Genomic DNA, 18,586 nt, shown 5'->3' with positions numbered 1-18,586 from the left:
ACAGCAATGAGAGCTTGTTCGAGATAAAGAAAAGTAGGGCTCCGTTATGAAAACAGACATTATAGTCGTTGGAGGATACGGTCATGTCGGAGGGCAGATATGCAAGCTGCTTTCAGCTTCATATTTTGGCAGCGTCTATGCGGCAGGCAGAAGCCTCGAGCGGGCGGAGGCCTTCTGCAGCAGAATGGGAGGCGGGGTTAAGCCTCTTGTTATAGATGTGGAGAAACCGATAAGCAGGCAGCAGCTCGAGAGGGTCAAGCTCGTCATTATGTGCTTGGATCAGACCGCGGCGGATTTTGCGGAGGCTTGTTTAAAGGCTGGCGCGGATTATGTGGATGTATCGGCAAACGGCCGTTTTTTTGAAGCAATGGAGCAAGTGAAGCAGCGGAAAGAGGAGGTAGACGGAACTGCGCTGTTAAGTGTCGGTCTTGCGCCCGGCCTTACGAATCTTCTTGTGCTTAAGGCCATGCACGCCTTGGAGGAAGTCACCAGAGCCGACATTGGGATTATGCTCGGATTAGGAGACACGCATGGGAAAGCTGCAATTGAATGGACGGTAAACAGCCTTGGCGCGACTTTCGATATTACGGAAGAGGGCCGTACAAGGAAGGCGGACAGCTTCACGGAAGGAATCAAGACAGACTTCGGCGATGGATGGGGAACAAGAACCGCCTATCGCTTTCCTTTCTCCGATCAACAGACGCTGCCGAAGACGCTCGGCATGCCAACGATTTCGACGCGTTTATGCTTCGATTCTCGAATAGCGACAGTTTTCATCGCTTGGATAAGGAAAGCAGGTTTCATACGTTTCATGTCTTTCAGCCCCATTAAGAAGCTAATGATCCATTCGTTAGGAAAGCTGAGGTTTGGTTCGGAGGGCTTTGCGGTGAAGGTAACCGGTTACGGTAAGCTTGCCGGGACTGCCGCCATGGCCGAATTTGGACTTCAGGGCGTGAAGGAAGCGGATATAACCGCTGCGGTTGCCGCGGCGGCCGCGAAGCTGATGTACGAAAACAAGCTGCCGAAGGGTATCTTTCATATCGAGCAGTTGTTTGAGCTGGATTTAATGGATCATGGGATTACGCTGCGTCTAACTCATTATGAGGGTACAGGCTGCCATACGGTCATCCCGTCTATCCAAAGCTGGTCTCACATGCAAAGCTAGTGCTTTCATCCAATGATTTGATATAATTAGGATTAATTTACCATTTATAGGAATCGCTATCGGGATAGGGGGAGGGAGTGAAGCATGGATAGGACAGCTATGATTGCTTTTATTTTGGAAGAGTATGAGCAAACGAGTCCAAATAACCGTGAACCGTTTCATGCGGGGCTTCAGCAGATTTTTGCATACGAAGGCGAGCTGACGTCTGAAAATTTGCTGGAATGGAAGGAACAGGAACTTTCCACGCTGTATAAAATCGTTTCCGGAATGAGGCTGACACGCCTGCATGTGCCGAATATGATGGATGCGTATGCAAGCATGGATACGAGCCAATTGTCCTCGCGTGTATCGTTCGGCCGCATCGTTGAGGAAGAATGAGCTTTATCACGGGCAGTACCATTTGACGGAGCCCGACGATGAAACGAAAAAAGGAAGAGCTGTCCAGCGGGTCTTTAAAAACCAGCGGGACAGCTCTTTTTACGGTAAAAGGACAGCTTTAGGTTGCATTTCGTTCATTTGCGCAATAACCTTTTGAATGGCTTCCTCGGTTACGGCCCCTTGGCTAAACATGGCAAGCGCCCGAAGCGGCAAAAAGTTCAGCATGGCTTCCATCATCTCGGGAGCGTCTTCCATAAGAGAGCTCATCATGCCGCTGCCCTCGGAAAATTGCTGCAGCATGCCGTTTGCAGCGGCAGCCCGCTCGGGATCCTGAAGCAGGTCGCCAAAAGTCGTGTTCATCGTGACCGGCTTGCGGATGCTGACCGTGGATTGCACTTGCACGGTTTGGCTGCAGGCGATATCCCTTGAGGAAGCGCCCACGAGGATCTCGAATTCGCCGGTTTCGACATGCCAGTCCTGCAAGCCTACATGATAATAGGCAAAAGCGCGTTTGCTTAGCTGGAAGGAAACGGTCTTCTTCTCGCCTGGCTGAAGCTCAATCTTGCTGAAGCCCTTCAGCTCCTTGGCAGGGCGGATCACGGTGCTGACGGAGTCTCGGACATAGAGCTGTACGATTTCTTTGCCGGCAACCGTTCCAGTATTTGTAATGTCGACGGTAACCGTAACGGTTTCTTGATCCGTAAACTCCGTTTTATCCACGAACAGATTGCTGTAAGCAAAGCTTGTGTAGCTCAAACCATAGCCGAACGGGAAAAGCGGCTCGACTTCCTTCGTATCATAATAGCGGTATCCGACAAACACGCCTTCCTTGTACTCGACTTTATCGCCTTCGCCAGGGAAGTTCAAGAACGAAGGGTTATCGCTGAGCTTAACCGGGAATGTCTCGGCAAGCTTCCCTGAAGGGTTGGCATCGCCGAATAAGATGGCGGCAATCGCACCGCCCACCGCTTGGCCGCCTAGATAGCCTTCAAGCACGGCTTTGGCTTTGCCAAGCCATGGCATAATAATAGGCGAGCCGTTGCTGAGCACAATGACAAGATTCTGCTGAACCTCTGCTACGGCTTCAAGAAGAGCGAGCTGGTTGTTTGGAATGTTCAGATGCTGGCGGTCATACCCTTCCGACTCGTAGCGGTCAGGCAAGCCGAGGAACAATACGGCAATGTCGGCTTGGCTTGCCGCAGTCTTCGCTTCTTGCAGCAGCTGCTCATCTAAATCGTCATTCTCCAGCTTATAGCCCTGCGCATAGGAGACATTGGCTGTTTCTCCGGCCGTCCGGACGATCTCTGCGTACGTGTTATCAAGCTTAGTCGGCTTAATATGCGAGCTTCCGCCGCCTTGATACCTTGGCGCATCGGCGAAGGCGCCGATTACGGCAATCGAGCCGCTTTTGGCCAGCGGGAGGATGGCTTGTTCATTTTTCAGAAGGACCATGCTCTCGGCCGCGACCTTCATCGCCAACTGATGATGGGCTTCCGCGTCATAGGATGCATTTTCTTTTTTGTTGTCCACGGATTTAAATACGACGGTCAAAATCCGTTCAACCGCATCGTTCAGGGCAGCCTCGGAGATAAGGCCTGCTTGAACCGCTTCGACGATTTTGCGGTCCCCTGCGCCATTGCTGGACGGCATCTCCAGCTCAAGCCCGGCTGCCAGGCCTGCAGCGCGTTCATTGACGGCGCCCCAGTCGGAGACGACAAAGCCTTGGTGACCCCATTCCTTCTTCAAAATATCCGTAAGCAAGCGGCTGTTTTCCGAAGCGAACGCGCCGTTTACTTGATTGTAGGAGGACATGACCGTCCATGGCTGCGCTTTTATTACCGCACCTTCGAAGCTCGCCAAATAGATTTCCCGCAGCGTGCGTTCGTCCACGATCGCATCAACCGTCATCCGGCGATGCTCCTGGTTGTTGACGGCGAAATGCTTGAGCGAGGTGCCGACCCCTTGGCTCTGCACGCCGTTGATATGCGCAGCGGCCATTTCCGAGGATAAATAAGGATCCTCCGAGAAATATTCGAAGTTGCGTCCGCAAAGCGGCGAGCGTTTAATATTGGCGCCAGGCCCGAGAAGCACAGCTACATCCTCTGCCTGGCATTCCTCGCCAAGCGCAATGCCGACCTGTTGCACGAGCTCGACGTCCCAGGAGCAGGCGAGCCCGGCAGCAGACGGGAAGCAGGTTGCAGGAACGCTGTCCAGCAGGCCGAGATGATCGCTGCTCCCGCTTTGCTTGCGAAGTCCATGGGGACCGTCTGTCACCATGACCGAGGGAATATCCAGCCGCTCTACACCCTTCGTATGCCAGAAATTAAGCCCGGAGCATAACCCCGCTTTTTCCTCCAGCGTCAATTCCGATACGATTTTCTTTATGTTTCTTGTCATTGTCCTAGCTCCCTTCAGAACATTAATAGCGCTTTCATTTCTTTCCGTAAGCCCATTTTAAACGAAAAAAACAAAGATTTATGGTAAAATACATTGAAAAATAGTATTTATTCTAAATCTTGCGGCCATAGGCAAGGATGGCGCCTAAAAGGAGTGCTTTTCATGGGACAAGCCGTATCCGATGGGCAAATCACGGCCATATGCAGGCTGATGTACAATAATTTTCAAGTGCCGGCCTATTATATAAACAGGGATATGGAGCTGCTTGCAAGCTCGCAAGGCAGCACTGCTTTAGAGGGCCCATTGCATAAAAGCTTTCGCGAATCGATGGAACAGCTGCAAATCGAAGAAGCTACTGCAGAGTATCCCCTTATCCAAAGCCGGAACGGGTTGGAGAACTTTGTCATCACGCAGGTGCGGCGGGAGGAACGGCATGTTGGCTATGTCATCGTCGGGCCCTCGGCCTTTACGGACATCTCCGATGAAGCCATTACAGGAATAATCAACGATTACGGGCTGCCTTCGGATCTGAAGGAGGACGCGCGGAAATATTACCTTTCACTGCCGGTGATAGGGAGCTTGAAGCTGCTGCATGCGAGCGCATTATTGTATTTTTTGCTATATGGCGAAGAACTAAGCACCTTTGATATTCTCCAGCGCGGAGCGGCATTATCGGAGGAAGAGCATGCGGGGTTTGCACAGCATATTGACCGGAACCTGTCGAGCCAAAGAGAAATAAACGCATTGCATCATGATGTGGGGCTGGAGAAACAGCTTTTTCAATTCATCAAAGAGGGCAGAACGGAGCAGTTGGGGGAGTATGCGCGGTTCGAGCCGAGCAACCTTGGCATATTGTCCAAAAACAGCTATCTGCGAAGCCAGAAAAACATAGCGGTAGCGGGCATCACTTTGGCGACGAGGGCAGCGATTGAGGGAGGGCTTCATTCAGAAATCGCGTTTACGATGAGCGATTTATATATTCAGCATATGGAGGAGCTTACCGATATCGGGAGCGTCATCAGGAGCAGGACGGAAGCGATGCTCGCATTTGCGGAGCGTGTGAAGCATAGCCGTGCCGGCAAATTTTCGAGGGTAGTTGCCGAGTGCCAGCAATTTATTTACAGCCATATTTATGAGGAGGTAACCGTTGCGATGCTTGCGGAGCGGATGCGCTTAAATGCAAATTATTTATCGCAGCTGTTTAAGCAAGAAGTCGGAATGCCCATTCACAGCTATATTATCCAGGAGAAGGTGGAGGAGGCGAAGAAGCTGCTAAGCGCTTCCGAGCTTACACTGTCCGAGATTTGGGCGAGGCTTAATTTTTACGACCAGAGCCATTTTACGAAAACGTTTAAAAAGCTGACAGGCGTAACGCCTAAGCAATTTCGAGCTTATCCGAGGGAGTGAGCGGTATCCATTTATTATTCATATGCAGCAGAAACAAGTGGCGGAGCCTGACGGCGGAGACGATTTTTCAAGGCGTCGGCGGCCATGAGGCGAGATCGGCGGGCACAGAAGAGAATGCCCGGATTAAGGTTACGGCAGGGCATATTGGCTGGGCGGATCTGATTTTTACCATGGAGAAGAAGCATATCCGTAGGCTGCAGGATAAGTTCGGCCATGAGCTTGCAGGCAAGCGGCTTATTTGTTTGCACATTCCGGACGAATTCGAATATATGAACGAGGATTTGATCGGTTTGCTTCAATCGGGCGTATCCTTGCATATCGGGCTCGACGATTAACGTTCAACATGGTTTCCATATGGCTGCTTCCGCTCAATGACCTGCAGGAGCTCGTGCAAATAATACGCTCCGCGCAGCTGGTTTCTGTTGATTCGATTAAGAAACAGCATGGATTCGCGCGCAATTTTTATCGCATTTTCGACGCGGTTGTCGTTAACCTCCTTGAGTACCTGCTGAATAACCTCAAGCGACCATACGGCTGCTTTGAACGTGCGGATAATTAAAATTTGGCGCAAGTTTGCGGGAGTGAATCGGCGGTAGCCATTTTCGTTGTCGCGTACAATCGTAAGCAGCCCCATTTTCTCCCAATGACGGATAGCAGAGCTTGGTATCGTCGTTTCTTTGGATATCTCCCCTATGGTCATCCATTTTCGTTTCCCTATCGCATGAAGCAGATCGATATCATCGGTTTCCAGCGCGCGAATCGTTTTATCGGCAATGGTTTTGTCTCGGTGCAGCGAAGCTTGGGCCTCGTTCGCAAGCCATAAAGCTTCATCTATGCAGCCGTCGATAGTCTTCAGCATCACTTCCTTGGTAACGGTCATGCCAAAGCCATCATTCATGGCCCGGATACATTCGAAATAGGCGACATGCTCCTCCGTATATTGCCGGTAACCGTTGCTCCCGCGTTCAACGGGAGGAATAATTCCCCAATCCTCATAGTGCCTCAATGCAGATGTGCTTATCTTTAGCTTTCTTGCGATATCAATGGGCCGAACATTCATAAAAAACACCTCCGCAGATTTATCGAAACCTTAAACAACCTTGACAATGTTTTATCAATAATACTGGATTATATCAAGTGAAAATTTATTCAACCTTATCACTTGCATGAATGTAGTATGCTGGAGTTGAAAATGGATTCGATATCAAGGAGGACAAGGATGAAGGATTCAATAGTCATTAAAGGCGCCCGCGAAAATAATTTAAAAAACGTTACGCTTTCTATTCCCAAATATAAGCTGGTGGTTTTGACGGGACCTTCCGGATCGGGGAAATCAACGCTCGCTATGGATACGCTGCAAAGGGAGTGCCAGCGGCAATATATGGAGTCGATGGGAATGGTATCGGATTCGATCAGCAAGCCAAAGGTCGATTCAATTGCCGGACTGTCGCCATCGATCAGCATTGGTCAGCATGTCACGAATCGTAATCCCCGCTCGACGGTCGGAACGGTAACCGATATTTACACCTATTTGCGTTTCGTATACTCCAGGCTGAGCACGCGGATTTGCTCCTCGTGCGGCGAAAGCATCCCGCCAACGTTTAATGAAGGGGTCGATATCGCGGCGGCAGAGGAAGAAGAGGAACGGCAAACGATCACCTGTCCAAGCTGCCATGCCGTGCTGGAGAAGCTGGGCATGTCTCATTTTTCGTTTAATAAGCCGGAGGGCGCCTGCGAATTCTGCAGCGGGCTTGGGCATGTGGCAACGATAGATTTAGATGCGGTGTTCGATCAAGAGAAGAGCTTCCGCGGGGGCTGCGTGACTTTCATGTATGATGCTTATGTCGAGTACTTAATCAATAATGTGATGGCTGCCGCCAAGCATTACGGATTTCCGTTCGATCCGGATATGCCGCTAAAAGAATATTCCGAGGTTCAGCGAGACCTGCTCTATTACGGCGTGGAAAGCGAAGCGTTCGCGAAGCATTTCCCGGATACGAAGGTGCCGAAAACCGTCGGAGGCGGCAAGTTTGAGGGCGTCGTCACCGGGATGTGGAGAAGATACAAGGAAAAGGACGGCGAGCAGGCCGGAATGGAAAAAGAGGGCGACTATTTTAAACAGCAGGTCTGTTCGGCATGCAATGGCTTGCGTTTGAAGAAGGAAAGCAGAGCGGCTGTCGCAGCGGGCGCCTCTATCTCGGAAGTATCCTCCTGGTCCTTGGAGGATGTGCTTAGCTGGACCGGTCGGCTGCAGGAAGCCTTGCCGCCAGAAGGACTTCCTATGCTGACGCCGGTCTTAACAGATATGCCGGTTCGATTGGAGCGCATTATCGATGTCGGGCTAGGCTATTTGTCGCTTGACCGGCAGACCGTCTCGCTCTCCGGCGGGGAAGCGCAGCGATTAAGGCTGGCTTCGCTGCTCGGCTCCGGATTAACGGGCGTGCTCTATATTTTGGACGAGCCGACGACGGGTCTTCATTCGCGCGATACATCCGGCTTGATCCGCGTGCTGATGCAGCTGCGCGATCTTGGCAACACAGTGCTTGTCATCGAGCATGATATCGAAGTGATGCGGGCAGCGGACCATATTATCGATATCGGTCCGGGAGCGGGATACTTGGGCGGTACGGTTGTGGGAGAAGGCAGCTTGGAGGAGCTGATGGCAAGCGGGCATTCGGTCACGGGCGCCTATTTGCGCAAAGAAAGCTTGCCTGCCCCTGCTAGGACAAGACGAGCGGGCAGCGGCAAGCAGTTAACCGTTAATCATGCGATTGCCCGCAACTTAAAGGGGTTTGACGTTTCGTTCCCGCTCGGGACCCTCATTTCGGTCACCGGCGTGTCCGGGTCTGGTAAATCGACGCTGCTGTTTGATTTGCTTGCCAAGGGAGGACAGCGGGAGCAGCAAATACCAGGCTGCGACAGCGTAACGGGATTTGAGCACATCGGCAGCCAAATTACGGTTGACCAATCGCCGCTCGGCCGGATGCAGCGCTCGAACATTGCTACGTATACGGAAGTATTTACGCAGCTGCGCAATTTATTTGCCGGTCTGCCCGAAGCGAAGCGCCTAAAGCTCACCTCGAAGCATTTCTCATTCAATACGCCGGGCGGGCGCTGCGAGACTTGCCAGGGTCTTGGCGTTTTGTCGGTCGATATGAATTTCCTGCCTGATCTTGAAATCCGCTGCACGGCCTGCAAAGGGAAACGGTTCAAGGATGAGGTGCTGCAGGTTACCTTCGATGGCTATTCCATATCCGATCTGCTCAACATGACCGTTCAAGAGAGCTTGCCCGTGTTTAAGGACAGGGAGAAAATATCGGGCATGATCGAGCTTTTGTGCGAGGTTGGTCTCGGTTATCTTCAGTGGGGGCAGTCGGTAAAAACATTGTCCGGCGGGGAAGGCCAGCGGATCAAGCTTGCCAGGGAGCTGAACAAAAAATCAAACACGCATACGCTGTATTTGCTGGATGAGCCGACGACGGGCTTGCATCCATCCGACGTAGGACAGCTGCTTGCGCTGCTGAATAAATTAGTGGATGCCGGCAACACGGTTATTGTGGTTGAGCACAGCTTGGAACTGATCCGCGAATCCGACTGGATCATCGATATTGGTCCGGAGGGCGGAGCGGCAGGCGGCCAGTTGGTTGCCGCCGGAACGCCGGAACAGGTAGCGGCAGTCGCTGCTTCCTATACCGGGCAGTTTTTGAAGCAGGCTTTGGCCGGCGGATTTTAAAGGAATAATCCAGACAAGGAAAGAGCTGTCTCTAAGGGCCATTTGCCCATGGAGACAGCTCTTTTCATAGCTAGGCATTAATCATAACCTGTTTATTCGGAAGCGAGCTCTAGAAGGCGCTCATTCACGCGATCGGCGTATAATCCGCCGTGGTAGCAGATGACGGTCCCGATATCGTATTCGGTTAGTTTTTTGATCGATTGTTTAGCAAGAACAGGATCCATGCAGTACTGCGGGACCGGTCCCAGCAATCGGTCATTTTCGACGATTAAAGCATCCGCGGCAATTAAGGTTTTGCTTGCTTTATGATACAAGCTTAAATGTCCCGGCGTATGCCCGGGGGTTTCGATAACGGTAATGCCTCCGCAGAGCGGGAGCTCCTGGCCGTCAGCAATGAAGGTATCAACGCTTGCTCTAGGCGGGTTTTCCAGCGTCTTTCTAAATGCGGCGCGCCATTCCTCCGGCACCTCCGGCGGCAAAGCGTTGACGGCTTGCTCGATGGCCGCCGGCGAATGCTTGAGCAGCTGCTCGCTGCCTTGAATATAGGGCGCTTCAAGGGATGAAGCCATTACTTCCGCCGGCTGCGGGAGCTCCTTCAGTATGGCAGACAAGCTGCCGATATGATCGAGGTCCTGGTGCGTAATAATGATATTGGTAAGCTTGTCAAAGGATAGGCCTGCCCGCTCGAATTGCTCCTTGAATAAAGGCAGCTGACCGGGATAGCCGGTATCGACTAAAATCGCCGCATCGTCATCCCATAACAATGTAGGATAAATCGTCTCCATTTTTCCCATCATGACCGCTGAGATGGGCAGCATATTAACTCCGCTTGCAATGTTCATTTTAACCCTCCGCCGTTGTTAGAAGTGATCGTGCAGGTGGACTATTGTTTTCAGGTCATATTCTACCTATAAAATACCTTAATGTAAATAGATAAACAATATATTATACCACAAAAATAATTATTTGTCAATGATTAATTGGTGGCGCGAAGGGGCGAAAAACATATAACCGGATTGGGAATCTTTGTTATTTATTGCTGTACCATTCATTGTAATTTCTAATTTTCGGAAAATGAATCGTCAATTTTGTAAATCGTCCCTCTTCGGATTGAATGGACAAGTCATGGCCGAGCTTGAGCGCCAATTGCTTAGCCAGATACAGGCCCATTCCCGTGGATTTCGATTGGGTTCTGCCATTAGCGCCGGTAAAGCCTTTTTCGAACACGCGGGACAGATCCTCAGAAGCGATTCCGATGCCGGTATCCGTAATGGTCATTCGCTTCTCCTTGCCATCTTCCTCAAAAGAAACAGACAGCTGTCCGCCTTCCTTGGTGTATTTTAAGCTGTTGGCCGTAATTTGATCGATGATGAACGCCAGCCACTTGCTGTCGCTTTGAACTTCGCATTGCGTCTCCTCCATCACATAGCGAATATGCTTGTTAATGAACAGCTTTGCGTATTTTTTGACGCTGTCCTTCATCAATTGGCCAAGCTGAACCTCGTTGATAAAATAATCCCGCGAGAAGGAGTCGATTCGCGAGTAATAAAGAGCCTGCTCGACGCATCCGTCGATTTTGCCGAGCTCATCCTCGAATTTATCAACGATGAAGTCTACGTCCTTGCCGCCGCTGTTGCTAATCAGCAGCCGGCTTGCCGCGATGGGGAGCTTGACCTCATGAATCCATGACATGATGAAATCCTGATGATCGCTTTTTTCATTTACGAGCTGCTGCATTTGCTGCGAATGCTCGCGCTGAAGCTTGGCGATGAGCTGCAAATACAGCGCTTGCTCCGCATTTTGGGGTGCGGGCAGGGCCGCAACCATCGTATCTCTGCCTTGATCGATGACGACGGCCAGCTCTCGCAAAAACATTTTTCTATAAAAATATCCGGTCACAATATACAGCGCCGCCAAGACGAAGCAAACCGCGTTAACATATACTAGCTGTTTTCCAATATGGTTGACGTGAACTTTACGGTGCCTGTTCTCTTCTCGACGACATTATACATTATCATTTATTTGTTCTATTACTTTTTGACAGTCCATTCGTTTAATAAAATCGTAAATAGCTAGAAGAACGGCACCCCCTTGATTAGGGGGCAGCTCCGATCACTTAAGATCACTTCATTCCCTCAACCGTCTATACCGTTTTTAGCAAAATAACGCGTCATCGCCCGGATCATATGCTCGCGTCCAATGGGTCCCCAAGGGTCCCATTCCCGCGAATCGGGATAATACACGCGATTTTCTTTGACCGCACGCAAATTCAGCCACTGCTCATGGCTTGCCAGAGCGTTCACTTCCGACTCCTCGCTCCAAATGATCAAGATGTTTTCGGGATTCAGCTCGATCAGCCGGTCCAGCGCATGATCCATATAAATGGGATGGGTGACGCGTTCATCGCATTGAAACTGCAGGCGTCGATAGAACAGCTCCGTAAACGTGTGGTCGGCGCTGCCGTATAACCGGCAATTGTTCGGGAGCAGGCGGATGATTACCCATTTGCCGTTTTTCGTAACCGGCGCAAGCTTTTTTCTGGTTTCCTGTTCAAGCAGGGTCATCTGGCGTATGATGCGTTCAGCCTCTTTTTCCTTCTGCACGCGCGTCGCAATACTCCGCAAATACTGCTCCCAACTCGTAGAATGACCGATAAAAATCGTATTCTTGTTCGCGTTCCACATGCTGTCGTTCGGGTTTTTCTGAAATTCCGTTTTTAGAATCAGATCCGGTGACAAACGCATCACATCGCTGCTCATAATGGTCCGCTCCGCGTTAAGCGGCACGGTGTCCGTAAGCCGGTCATGCAGGTAGCTCGGAAAGCCGGAGGGCGTTGCGTAATATTTCGGAAAGCTTGGCGCCGCGATCGGTAAAATGCCGAGAGCGAGCAAATGATCCTGCAAAAAAAAGCTGCTGACGACCGCGATTCGCTTATCGCGCCGTTTAAGATAGACGGAAGGAGATACTCCTTCCGTCTTTTTGAATACCCGGCTGAAATACAGCTCGTCTTGGAAGCCGACTCCGACGGCAATGTCCCGCAGCGCGGCGCCTTGCTCGCTCATGAGCTCCTTGGCGCGTACCATGCGCAGCCTTGTAAGATAATGGCCGGGCGTCAGCCCCGTTATTTTCTTGAAAGCGCGGCAAAAGGAGCTCGGCGTCATGCCCGCAATGACCGGGAGCTCGCTTACTTGAATGGATTTCGCATACTTCTCTTCCATATAAGCGATCGTTTGCTGGATGGATTCATTCACCGTGAGGCGTTCCGATTTCTGGCAGGTATGTAAATGCAGAAGCAATTCGCAAAAAACAAGCTGTTTTTTGATATCGTTCAGCCTGCTTTTTTCTTTAAAAGCCTGCTGGAGCTGCAGAACTAGCGTCTCTGTTACCGCAGATGACGAATAGTGGACGGGCAGCGCCCCCTCGTTTAACGGTGACGGCATGCTTGCCGCATGAATGAAATCATCGCAAAAGTCCAGCTGGACGGACCGGTAATGGAGCAAATGAAGGCGAAGAATGCTTTCCGAATCATTCATTAGTTGAATTTTCATAGCAGGCTGAAGGAAAAAGAACGCGCCGGCTTTGAGCGGATAACGCTGTTCATCTATATAGAGGCACCCGCTGCCGTTTTGAACGAAGCCGATGGATGTTCGCGCGGTTTGGAAAGGCTTCGAACGGAAGGCGGCGCCGTAGTCGTGAGCTTTCAACGATAAGGGCATATAGGACATAACTTGGTTTTCCGGATTCAATAGCATGCATTCCTTTTATAGGAGAGTAGTAAAATGTAAAGTATATGAGAACGATTATCAATTATATCCTATCAAAGTTAGGGAGAGAAACCTAGCAATTTTTCAAGCTATGAGGCAAGGCTGACTTTTTTGTCCATGTGAATCGGGCAATATCGTGTATACAATTTGGAAATTCTGATCGTTAGAATAGTAATGAAAATGATTATCATTCACATAGCGAGAGGGTGTGGAACAATTTCTTACTTCGTATTTTTGGGCAAGGCGGGGAACGGGAAACGCAGCTGCTTGCTGCTAGCATACGCATTATGCTTAATTGTCGTACTCACCGGCTGCGGAGCATCGGGCAGTGAAGAGGGGGAACAAACACAGGCGAATAACGTTCAAAGCAGCGAAGCGGCTGACCAGAGCGATCCGTTCGCAAACATCGCGCCGACAGAAATTGCGGATACGCAAACCGGCATTTCGGATATGTCGAGCTTGATCAAATCCCTAAAACAAGCGGTCGAAGCGGATCAAACGGATGTGGCAAAGGAGTATGCCGGGCAGATGGCAGGCTTATGGAACGCGTTGAAGCCTGCGATAGAGGCAGCCGATGCGGCCAAACAACAGATGCTGCAGGAAGATTTAGGCCGGCTCATACAAGCAGCGAAGGCAGCCAAATGGGACAAGGAGCTGATCATTCAGCTCGATTATAAGCTTTATCAAAGCTTCCGCGATATAAAGCAGAAGATGCAAGTCCAATAAAAAACAGATAGGTGGTTTTTAAATGTCTTCGGTCAAACAAAGGTTCATCGGGTTTCTATTAATGCTTGCTTTGGTGGTTACGGTCATTCCGGTTACCTCGGCAGCAGCGGCTGCAGCCGTCAACGTGACGGTAAACGGTAAAAAGGTTTCCTTCAGCGTTGCTCCTCAAATGATCAACGGGCGTACGCTCGTTCCATACCGTACAATCGCCGAGACGTTGGGCGGTACGGTTAAATACGACGCGAAAGCAAAAAAAGCAACGATCACAAAAGGCAGCCAAAAGGTCGAGCTGACGCTTGGCAGCAAAACGGCTAAAATCAACGGTGTTTCCACAGCCATGGATACGGCCCCGGCCAATATTAAGGGCAGCGTGCTTGTGCCTCTCCGTTTCGTTGGCGAATCGCTCGGCGTATGGGTAAGCTGGAATGCCAAAACATCGACTGCAGCGCTTGTTACGAAAAAAACGATTAAGCATGCGCTTGGCAGCACGACGCTGAACAGCGTTCCAAAACGCGTTGTTATTTTGTTTAACGGCGGCGTAGACATCTCCGTTTTGCTTGGTGTTAAGCCGGTTGGCGCAGTAGAGTCTTATGTGCAGCAGCCATTTTACGAATATATCCGCTCCGGCCTAATCGGCACAAAAACGCTTGGCGACGAAACCCAGCCAAACGTAGAAGCAATCGTTGGCCTGAAGCCGGATGTGATCATTGCGACAAAAGTACGCCATGAGAAAATTTACGACCAGCTTAAAGCGATCGCGCCTACGATTGTAACGGAAGATTTGGCTGATTGGCAGGATAATCTGCAGGTTGCTGCTTCCGTATTGAACAAGGAAGAAATCGCTGCGAAGTTTATCGCGGATTGGAAAGTCAAAGTTGCCGATTTCAAGAGCAAGCTTGCCGCAAAAGATAAAGGAGCGGAAATTTCCATCATTCGCATTAATCCAAACGGAAGCGCCCGCGCCTACAACTCGGGCTTCGCTTACCAAATTTTCAAAGAGCTTGGATTTGCGACACCGAAGGCGCAGCTTGCTGCGAAGCAAGAAATCATTAACGTTACCTCGAAAGAACAGGTGAGCCTGCTCGACGGCGATTATATCTTTGACTTTACAACGGATTGGGACGGGGACGGCGCCATCTATAAGTTCCAAAAGGAATGGACCGACAGCGCGCTTTGGAAAAATCTGAACGCTGTAAAAAACAAAAAGTACTATAAAGTCAACGCAGTAACCTGGAACTTATCGGGCGGCGCAACGGCTGCAAAGCTGATGCTTGATGATTTGTATTTCTACTTCGACCTTAACTAAACGTTAAGCGGAATGCCTATAGGATTCCACAAAAGAATGAGCTAACGCGCTCATTCTTTTGTGCGAATATAACACCTTATAGGAATGTCCAGTACAACTTTTATAGGGTTCCGCGCTTATGGGCTTTCGCCGTCGCAGGATCGCGGGAGCCGTCTGTATTTTGCCGGCAAACCTTACTTGGGAGCGTTCAAGGAAATGAATAATAGGAGAAACAGCTTTATTTTGAAAGCCGCGGGATTGCTATTCGGCTTGGTCCTTTTGCTATGCTGCTTCATAGCAAGCGTGAGGTTCGGCTTTACGACGGTAAAATGGAGCGATTTGACGGCTGCGCTTACGGATTACGATGAAAGCTCCATGGAGCAGGTCGTTATATTGACGACAAGGGTGCCGCGTGCGCTCATAGCCGCATCGATTGGTGCAAGCCTCGCCATGGCAGGCGCTATCATGCAGGCGGTGACTAGAAATCCGCTCGCCTCCCCAAGCGTAATGGGAATTAATGCAGGTGCGAGCGCCGGAATCGTAGCGGCTATCACTATTTTTAAGGTAACGCAAATGAGCATGCTCGTATGGATTTCATTCGGCGGGGCGGCGTTTGCCACGGCAGCGGTTTATACGCTGGGCTCGCTCGGAAGAGACGGTTTGTCGCCCCTTAAGATCATCATGGCAGGCTCTGCGATGACGGCCTTGTTTGCCTCCTTCACGCAAGGAATGCTTGTCCATAACGAGAGCGGGCTGCAGGATGTCATGTTCTGGCTGGCCGGTTCCATAGCGGGACGTGATCTGCAAACGCTGCTGGCCGTGCTGCCTTATATGGGTGCCGGCTGGCTGGCCGCATTGCTGCTGTCGAGACATTTAAACGTGATCGCCATGGGCGACGAGGCCGCGAAGGGACTTGGACAGCGCACGGGGCTGATCAAGCTCGCTGCCGGAATTATCGTCGTTGTGCTGGCGGGCGGCGCGGTATCCGTTACCGGTCCGATCGGCTTGATCGGTATCGTCATCCCTCATATTGCCCGTTATGTTTGCGGGCAGGATTACCGCTGGCTTCTGCCGTACAGCGCGCTATTCGGGGCCGTATTGCTGCTGCTCGCCGATGTGGTTGCCAGGTTCGTGATCCTTCCGGAAGAGGTTCCGGTCGGCATTATGACAGCGGCGGTAGGCGCGCCATTCTTTATCTATATCGCGCGTAAGGAGCTGATGGCCAAATGAAGCAAGCAGCCGGAACTTGGAAAGCAGGAAGCCGTTCTAACCGCTATCGTCGAAAAACGCTGCGTGCAGCGCTGCTGCTGCTTGCTGCGGCAGCTATCGTGTTGGTGGCCAATCTTGCGATGGGTGAGCAGGTCATCAAACCCAGCAGCGTGTGGTCTGCGCTGTTCGGGAGAGGCAACCCCGATCATGTGCTGATCGTTCAATCGCTGCGGGCGCCGCGGGTTATCGTGGCTTTTCTTGTAGGCGCATCGCTTGCCGTGGCAGGCGCAATACTGCAGAGCGTGATCCGCAACCCGCTCGCGGCGCCTGACGTTGTCGGCATTACCGGCGGCGCATCCGTGGGCGCGGTAGCTTTTATAACGTATATGCCAAGCGCGGTCAGCATTCATTTTTTACCCGTCGCCTCTATCATTGGGGCTTTGGGAGCTTCGCTGCTGATCTATTTTATCGCTTGGAAAAATGGCGTAAATCCATTTCGGCTCGTGTTGGTGGGAATCGGAATCGCCTCTTTATTGTCGGCCGTGACGACCTTTATGCTCGTATTCAGCCCGGCTTATTCGGCCAGCTCCTCCTATATTTGGCTGACGGGTACGGTATATGGTTCAACTTGGACGTATGTCTGGAACCTTTTTCCATGGACTGTCGTCTTAATGGGTATCTTATTTTTTTATACGCGGCAGATGAACATTCAACTGCTTGGCGACGAGCTGGCAATCGGGCTTGGCAGCAGCGTGCAGCGGCACCGGTTCATTCTTATTCTAATAAGCGTGGGTCTAGCAGGCTCGGCCGTTGCGATCGGCGGCGTAATTGGCTTCGTTGGTTTAATTGCCCCGCATGCGGCCCGTCGTATGGTCGGTCCCGTGGTGAGCAGGCTGATTCCGATCTCGGCATTAATTGGCGGTATCACTGTCGCTTTAGCCGATTTGATCGCGAGGACGGCTTTTCTGCCGCTCGATATACCCGTGGGCGTGTTCACATCCGGTATTGGCGCGCCTTTCTTTATTTATTTGCTGTACCGTACGAGAAATAACAGGTGACGCAGCGCGGCGGAACCAGGCGAATGGGGGATAACCGGTGGAAGCGTGGTTTCAAAGTCGTGATTGGCGCCGTTATTGCTGCAGCAGGTCGAGGTTACGGAAGCCAGAGACAACGGCGAGGGCAGCCGTTCGCTTTACGTGTTTCAGAAGGGGAAGGAACAGGATGCCGAGTGGCGGATCGCAGATGCGGATTAAGTAAATCAAAAATAGCGGCAACCCATGGCTGCCTCCGCGTTGAAGGGCTCTTATGAGCCGCTTAACGTTGAAATAAGCACATTTGTTGCCGCTATTGCTGTTCTAGGCGCCTACGAAATCAACTTCGATCTGAATGACCTCGGACCGGCTGCCGATTCTGACAGGCGGCCCCCATGTTCCGAAGCCGGACGAGACAATGGCATGCAGGGGGCCTTTTTTCAGGTAGCCCCAATCCAGCTCGAACAATTTTCTTGTAATCAAGTGGTTAGGCATCATTTGACCGCGATGCGTGTGACCGGATACGGAAATATCGATGCCGCTCTCGGCAGCTTTGGCGATGTCCGACGGCTGATGGTCCAGCAGGATAAGCGGCCTCGACTGGTCGAGAGGAGCAATCAAATCACGGATAGGCATTCTTCCGTTCCCGCCGAAGCCGGCGGAAGCTTTGTCCTTGCGGCCAATGACGTAGAAGCTGTCAGCGATAAGCGCGGTCTCGTCCATGAGGACGCGAATGCCGATGGCATCCATGGCCGCGATAAATTCGGGCACCTTTCCGCCAATGTATTCATGATTGCCGGTAACCGCGTATACTCCCAAAGGCGCTTTAAGCCTGCCGAGCACAGCCGACATGTTTTTGCGGAGAAAGGGCTCGATATCATCGTCAAGAATGTCGCCTGGCAGTAGTATCAGATCAGGCTTGATCTGTTCTACCTTGCTGAGCAACCGTTCCAGATGCTTATTGCCGACAATCGTGCCCAAATGGAGATCGGAAGCCATCGCAATGCGCAGCTTTCTCATTTGGCCGGCAGGCTTAGGCACCTGTACGCGGTAGGTTCGAATAATGGGACTCCAAGCATTCCAAGATCCGCGGACGAGCAGAACGGCCATGAGAAGAATCGCGATGCTTCCGACACCGACGACGTAGATGGATGTCCCGGCGCCCGCTGTCTTTAGGAGGAACGAGAGCAGATTGGCAGCAGGCAAAATGAGGACTGCGTATTCAAGGACAGCAAACCAATAGGAACCGATTAGCTTGAACAATTCCGCGACCGGACGCAGCGGCGTACGGTAAGCAGCTCGGCCGATTATATACGCATAAGCGATAATGGCAGTCGTTAACGCATACCAGCCTGCATTTTCCCAATTGAAAAGTGCAGATAAGAACAGCCAGCCATTCCATCCGATATAGAAGGATATGCCGCTGTATACAAGCAACACACAAAAAAATATGGCAATAAAACGCAGCTTCATCCTTCAACGCTCCCTAGC

15 protein-coding genes and 1 pseudogene are annotated in these 18,586 nt (G+C 51.3%); 10 read left to right on the top strand and 6 right to left on the bottom strand.

Translation table 11 applies throughout. From position 1 onward, the window contains the following. The first annotated feature begins 46 nt into the window (after nucleotides 1-46). Both ACN6MW_RS04815 and ACN6MW_RS04810 read left to right on the top strand, forming a co-directional pair. Nucleotides 47-1,165, top strand: coding sequence for a saccharopine dehydrogenase family protein (locus tag ACN6MW_RS04815; RefSeq protein ID WP_419874442.1), 1,119 nt, complete (start codon nucleotides 47-49; stop codon nucleotides 1,163-1,165). Between the two features lie 84 nt (nucleotides 1,166-1,249). Then, a complete protein-coding gene (locus tag ACN6MW_RS04810; protein WP_419874441.1) occupies nucleotides 1,250-1,543 on the top strand; it encodes a hypothetical protein in 294 nt (97 codons plus the stop codon). Nucleotides 1,544-1,642: 99 nt separating this feature from the next. Here the strand turns inward: ACN6MW_RS04810 and ACN6MW_RS04805 are convergent, their stop codons facing one another. Next, the gene (locus ACN6MW_RS04805; protein WP_419874440.1) at nucleotides 1,643-3,940 is read right to left on the bottom strand and encodes a beta-glucosidase family protein; all 2,298 of its coding nucleotides are present in this window, start codon (nucleotides 3,938-3,940) and stop codon (nucleotides 1,643-1,645) included. Between the two features lie 162 nt (nucleotides 3,941-4,102). Between ACN6MW_RS04805 and ACN6MW_RS04800 the strand changes: the two genes are divergently transcribed. Continuing rightward, nucleotides 4,103-5,347 (top strand): helix-turn-helix domain-containing protein, encoded by a 1,245-nt coding sequence (locus ACN6MW_RS04800; RefSeq protein ID WP_419874439.1) that lies wholly within the window; start codon nucleotides 4,103-4,105, stop codon nucleotides 5,345-5,347. A 5-nt stretch (nucleotides 5,348-5,352) separates the two neighbouring features. Continuing rightward, the gene (locus tag ACN6MW_RS04795; RefSeq protein WP_419876274.1) at nucleotides 5,353-5,682 is read left to right on the top strand and encodes a low molecular weight protein tyrosine phosphatase family protein; all 330 of its coding nucleotides are present in this window, start codon (nucleotides 5,353-5,355) and stop codon (nucleotides 5,680-5,682) included. On the opposite strand, the gene ACN6MW_RS04790 is transcribed toward ACN6MW_RS04795, so the two are convergent. Continuing rightward, the gene (locus ACN6MW_RS04790; RefSeq protein WP_419874438.1) at nucleotides 5,679-6,407 is read right to left on the bottom strand and encodes a MerR family transcriptional regulator; all 729 of its coding nucleotides are present in this window, start codon (nucleotides 6,405-6,407) and stop codon (nucleotides 5,679-5,681) included. The two genes, ACN6MW_RS04795 and ACN6MW_RS04790, sit on opposite strands and share 4 nt — an antisense overlap. A 159-nt stretch (nucleotides 6,408-6,566) precedes the next feature. On the opposite strand from ACN6MW_RS04790, the gene uvrA reads away from it, so the two are divergent. Next, complete coding sequence (gene uvrA, locus ACN6MW_RS04785) at nucleotides 6,567-9,080, top strand: excinuclease ABC subunit UvrA (protein WP_419874437.1); 2,514 nt, start codon at nucleotides 6,567-6,569, stop codon at nucleotides 9,078-9,080. A 92-nt stretch (nucleotides 9,081-9,172) separates the two neighbouring features. Here the strand turns inward: uvrA and ACN6MW_RS04780 are convergent, their stop codons facing one another. From ACN6MW_RS04780 to ACN6MW_RS04770, 3 genes and pseudogenes are all read right to left on the bottom strand, one after another. After that, nucleotides 9,173-9,922 (bottom strand): MBL fold metallo-hydrolase, encoded by a 750-nt coding sequence (locus ACN6MW_RS04780; protein ID WP_419874436.1) that lies wholly within the window; start codon nucleotides 9,920-9,922, stop codon nucleotides 9,173-9,175. Nucleotides 9,923-10,109: 187 nt separating this feature from the next. Then, nucleotides 10,110-11,033 (bottom strand): annotated as a pseudogene (locus tag ACN6MW_RS04775) (sensor histidine kinase); the annotation flags it as partial. A 182-nt stretch (nucleotides 11,034-11,215) separates the two neighbouring features. Beyond that, on the bottom strand, nucleotides 11,216-12,826 hold the full coding sequence (locus ACN6MW_RS04770; RefSeq protein WP_419874435.1) for a helix-turn-helix domain-containing protein: 1,611 nt from the start codon (nucleotides 12,824-12,826) through the stop codon (nucleotides 11,216-11,218). Nucleotides 12,827-13,111: 285 nt separating this feature from the next. Here ACN6MW_RS04770 and ACN6MW_RS04765 point away from each other — a divergent pair, with 285 nt between their 5' ends. The 5 genes from ACN6MW_RS04765 (at nucleotide 13,112) to ACN6MW_RS04745 (ending at nucleotide 17,317) form a co-directional block, all read left to right on the top strand. After that, the gene (locus tag ACN6MW_RS04765; protein WP_419874434.1) at nucleotides 13,112-13,570 is read left to right on the top strand and encodes a hypothetical protein; all 459 of its coding nucleotides are present in this window, start codon (nucleotides 13,112-13,114) and stop codon (nucleotides 13,568-13,570) included. A 22-nt stretch (nucleotides 13,571-13,592) separates the two neighbouring features. After that, nucleotides 13,593-14,876, top strand: coding sequence for a stalk domain-containing protein (locus tag ACN6MW_RS04760; protein ID WP_419874433.1), 1,284 nt, complete (start codon nucleotides 13,593-13,595; stop codon nucleotides 14,874-14,876). A gap of 195 nt (nucleotides 14,877-15,071) precedes the next feature. Next, nucleotides 15,072-16,085, top strand: coding sequence for a FecCD family ABC transporter permease (locus ACN6MW_RS04755; protein WP_419874432.1), 1,014 nt, complete (start codon nucleotides 15,072-15,074; stop codon nucleotides 16,083-16,085). Continuing rightward, on the top strand, nucleotides 16,082-17,122 hold the full coding sequence (locus ACN6MW_RS04750) for a FecCD family ABC transporter permease (RefSeq protein WP_419874431.1): 1,041 nt from the start codon (nucleotides 16,082-16,084) through the stop codon (nucleotides 17,120-17,122). Before ACN6MW_RS04755 ends, ACN6MW_RS04750 begins: the two co-directional genes overlap by 4 nt. Nucleotides 17,123-17,185: 63 nt before the next feature. Then, a complete protein-coding gene (locus ACN6MW_RS04745) occupies nucleotides 17,186-17,317 on the top strand; it encodes a hypothetical protein (RefSeq protein ID WP_419874430.1) in 132 nt (43 codons plus the stop codon). A gap of 102 nt (nucleotides 17,318-17,419) precedes the next feature. Here ACN6MW_RS04745 and ACN6MW_RS04740 read toward each other — a convergent pair whose 3' ends face one another. Continuing rightward, complete coding sequence (locus ACN6MW_RS04740) at nucleotides 17,420-18,568, bottom strand: metallophosphoesterase (protein WP_419874429.1); 1,149 nt, start codon at nucleotides 18,566-18,568, stop codon at nucleotides 17,420-17,422. Between the last annotated feature and the right edge of the window lie 18 nt (nucleotides 18,569-18,586).

Origin of the sequence: Pristimantibacillus sp. PTI5 (assembly GCF_048572955.1) — a bacterium.
Taxonomy (GTDB): Bacteria; Bacillota; Bacilli; order Paenibacillales; family Paenibacillaceae; genus Pristimantibacillus.
This window is presented reverse-complemented; position numbering and strand designations above follow the sequence as displayed.

Excerpts from the sequence above, each read along its gene's own strand:
- ACN6MW_RS04815 (WP_419874442.1), top strand. The coding sequence starts at position 47 with ATGAAAACAGACATTATAGTCGTTGGAGGATACGGTCATGTCGGAGGG.
- ACN6MW_RS04810 (WP_419874441.1), top strand. The coding sequence starts at position 1,250 with ATGGATAGGACAGCTATGATTGCTTTTATTTTGGAAGAGTATGAGCAA.
- ACN6MW_RS04805 (WP_419874440.1), bottom strand. The coding sequence starts at position 3,940 with ATGACAAGAAACATAAAGAAAATCGTATCGGAATTGACGCTGGAGGAA.
- ACN6MW_RS04800 (WP_419874439.1), top strand. The coding sequence starts at position 4,103 with ATGGGACAAGCCGTATCCGATGGGCAAATCACGGCCATATGCAGGCTG.
- ACN6MW_RS04790 (WP_419874438.1), bottom strand. The coding sequence starts at position 6,407 with ATGAATGTTCGGCCCATTGATATCGCAAGAAAGCTAAAGATAAGCACA.
- uvrA (WP_419874437.1), top strand. The coding sequence starts at position 6,567 with ATGAAGGATTCAATAGTCATTAAAGGCGCCCGCGAAAATAATTTAAAA.
- ACN6MW_RS04780 (WP_419874436.1), bottom strand. The coding sequence starts at position 9,922 with ATGAACATTGCAAGCGGAGTTAATATGCTGCCCATCTCAGCGGTCATG.
- ACN6MW_RS04760 (WP_419874433.1), top strand. The coding sequence starts at position 13,593 with ATGTCTTCGGTCAAACAAAGGTTCATCGGGTTTCTATTAATGCTTGCT.
- ACN6MW_RS04755 (WP_419874432.1), top strand. The coding sequence starts at position 15,072 with ATGAATAATAGGAGAAACAGCTTTATTTTGAAAGCCGCGGGATTGCTA.
- ACN6MW_RS04750 (WP_419874431.1), top strand. The coding sequence starts at position 16,082 with ATGAAGCAAGCAGCCGGAACTTGGAAAGCAGGAAGCCGTTCTAACCGC.
- ACN6MW_RS04740 (WP_419874429.1), bottom strand. The coding sequence starts at position 18,568 with ATGAAGCTGCGTTTTATTGCCATATTTTTTTGTGTGTTGCTTGTATAC.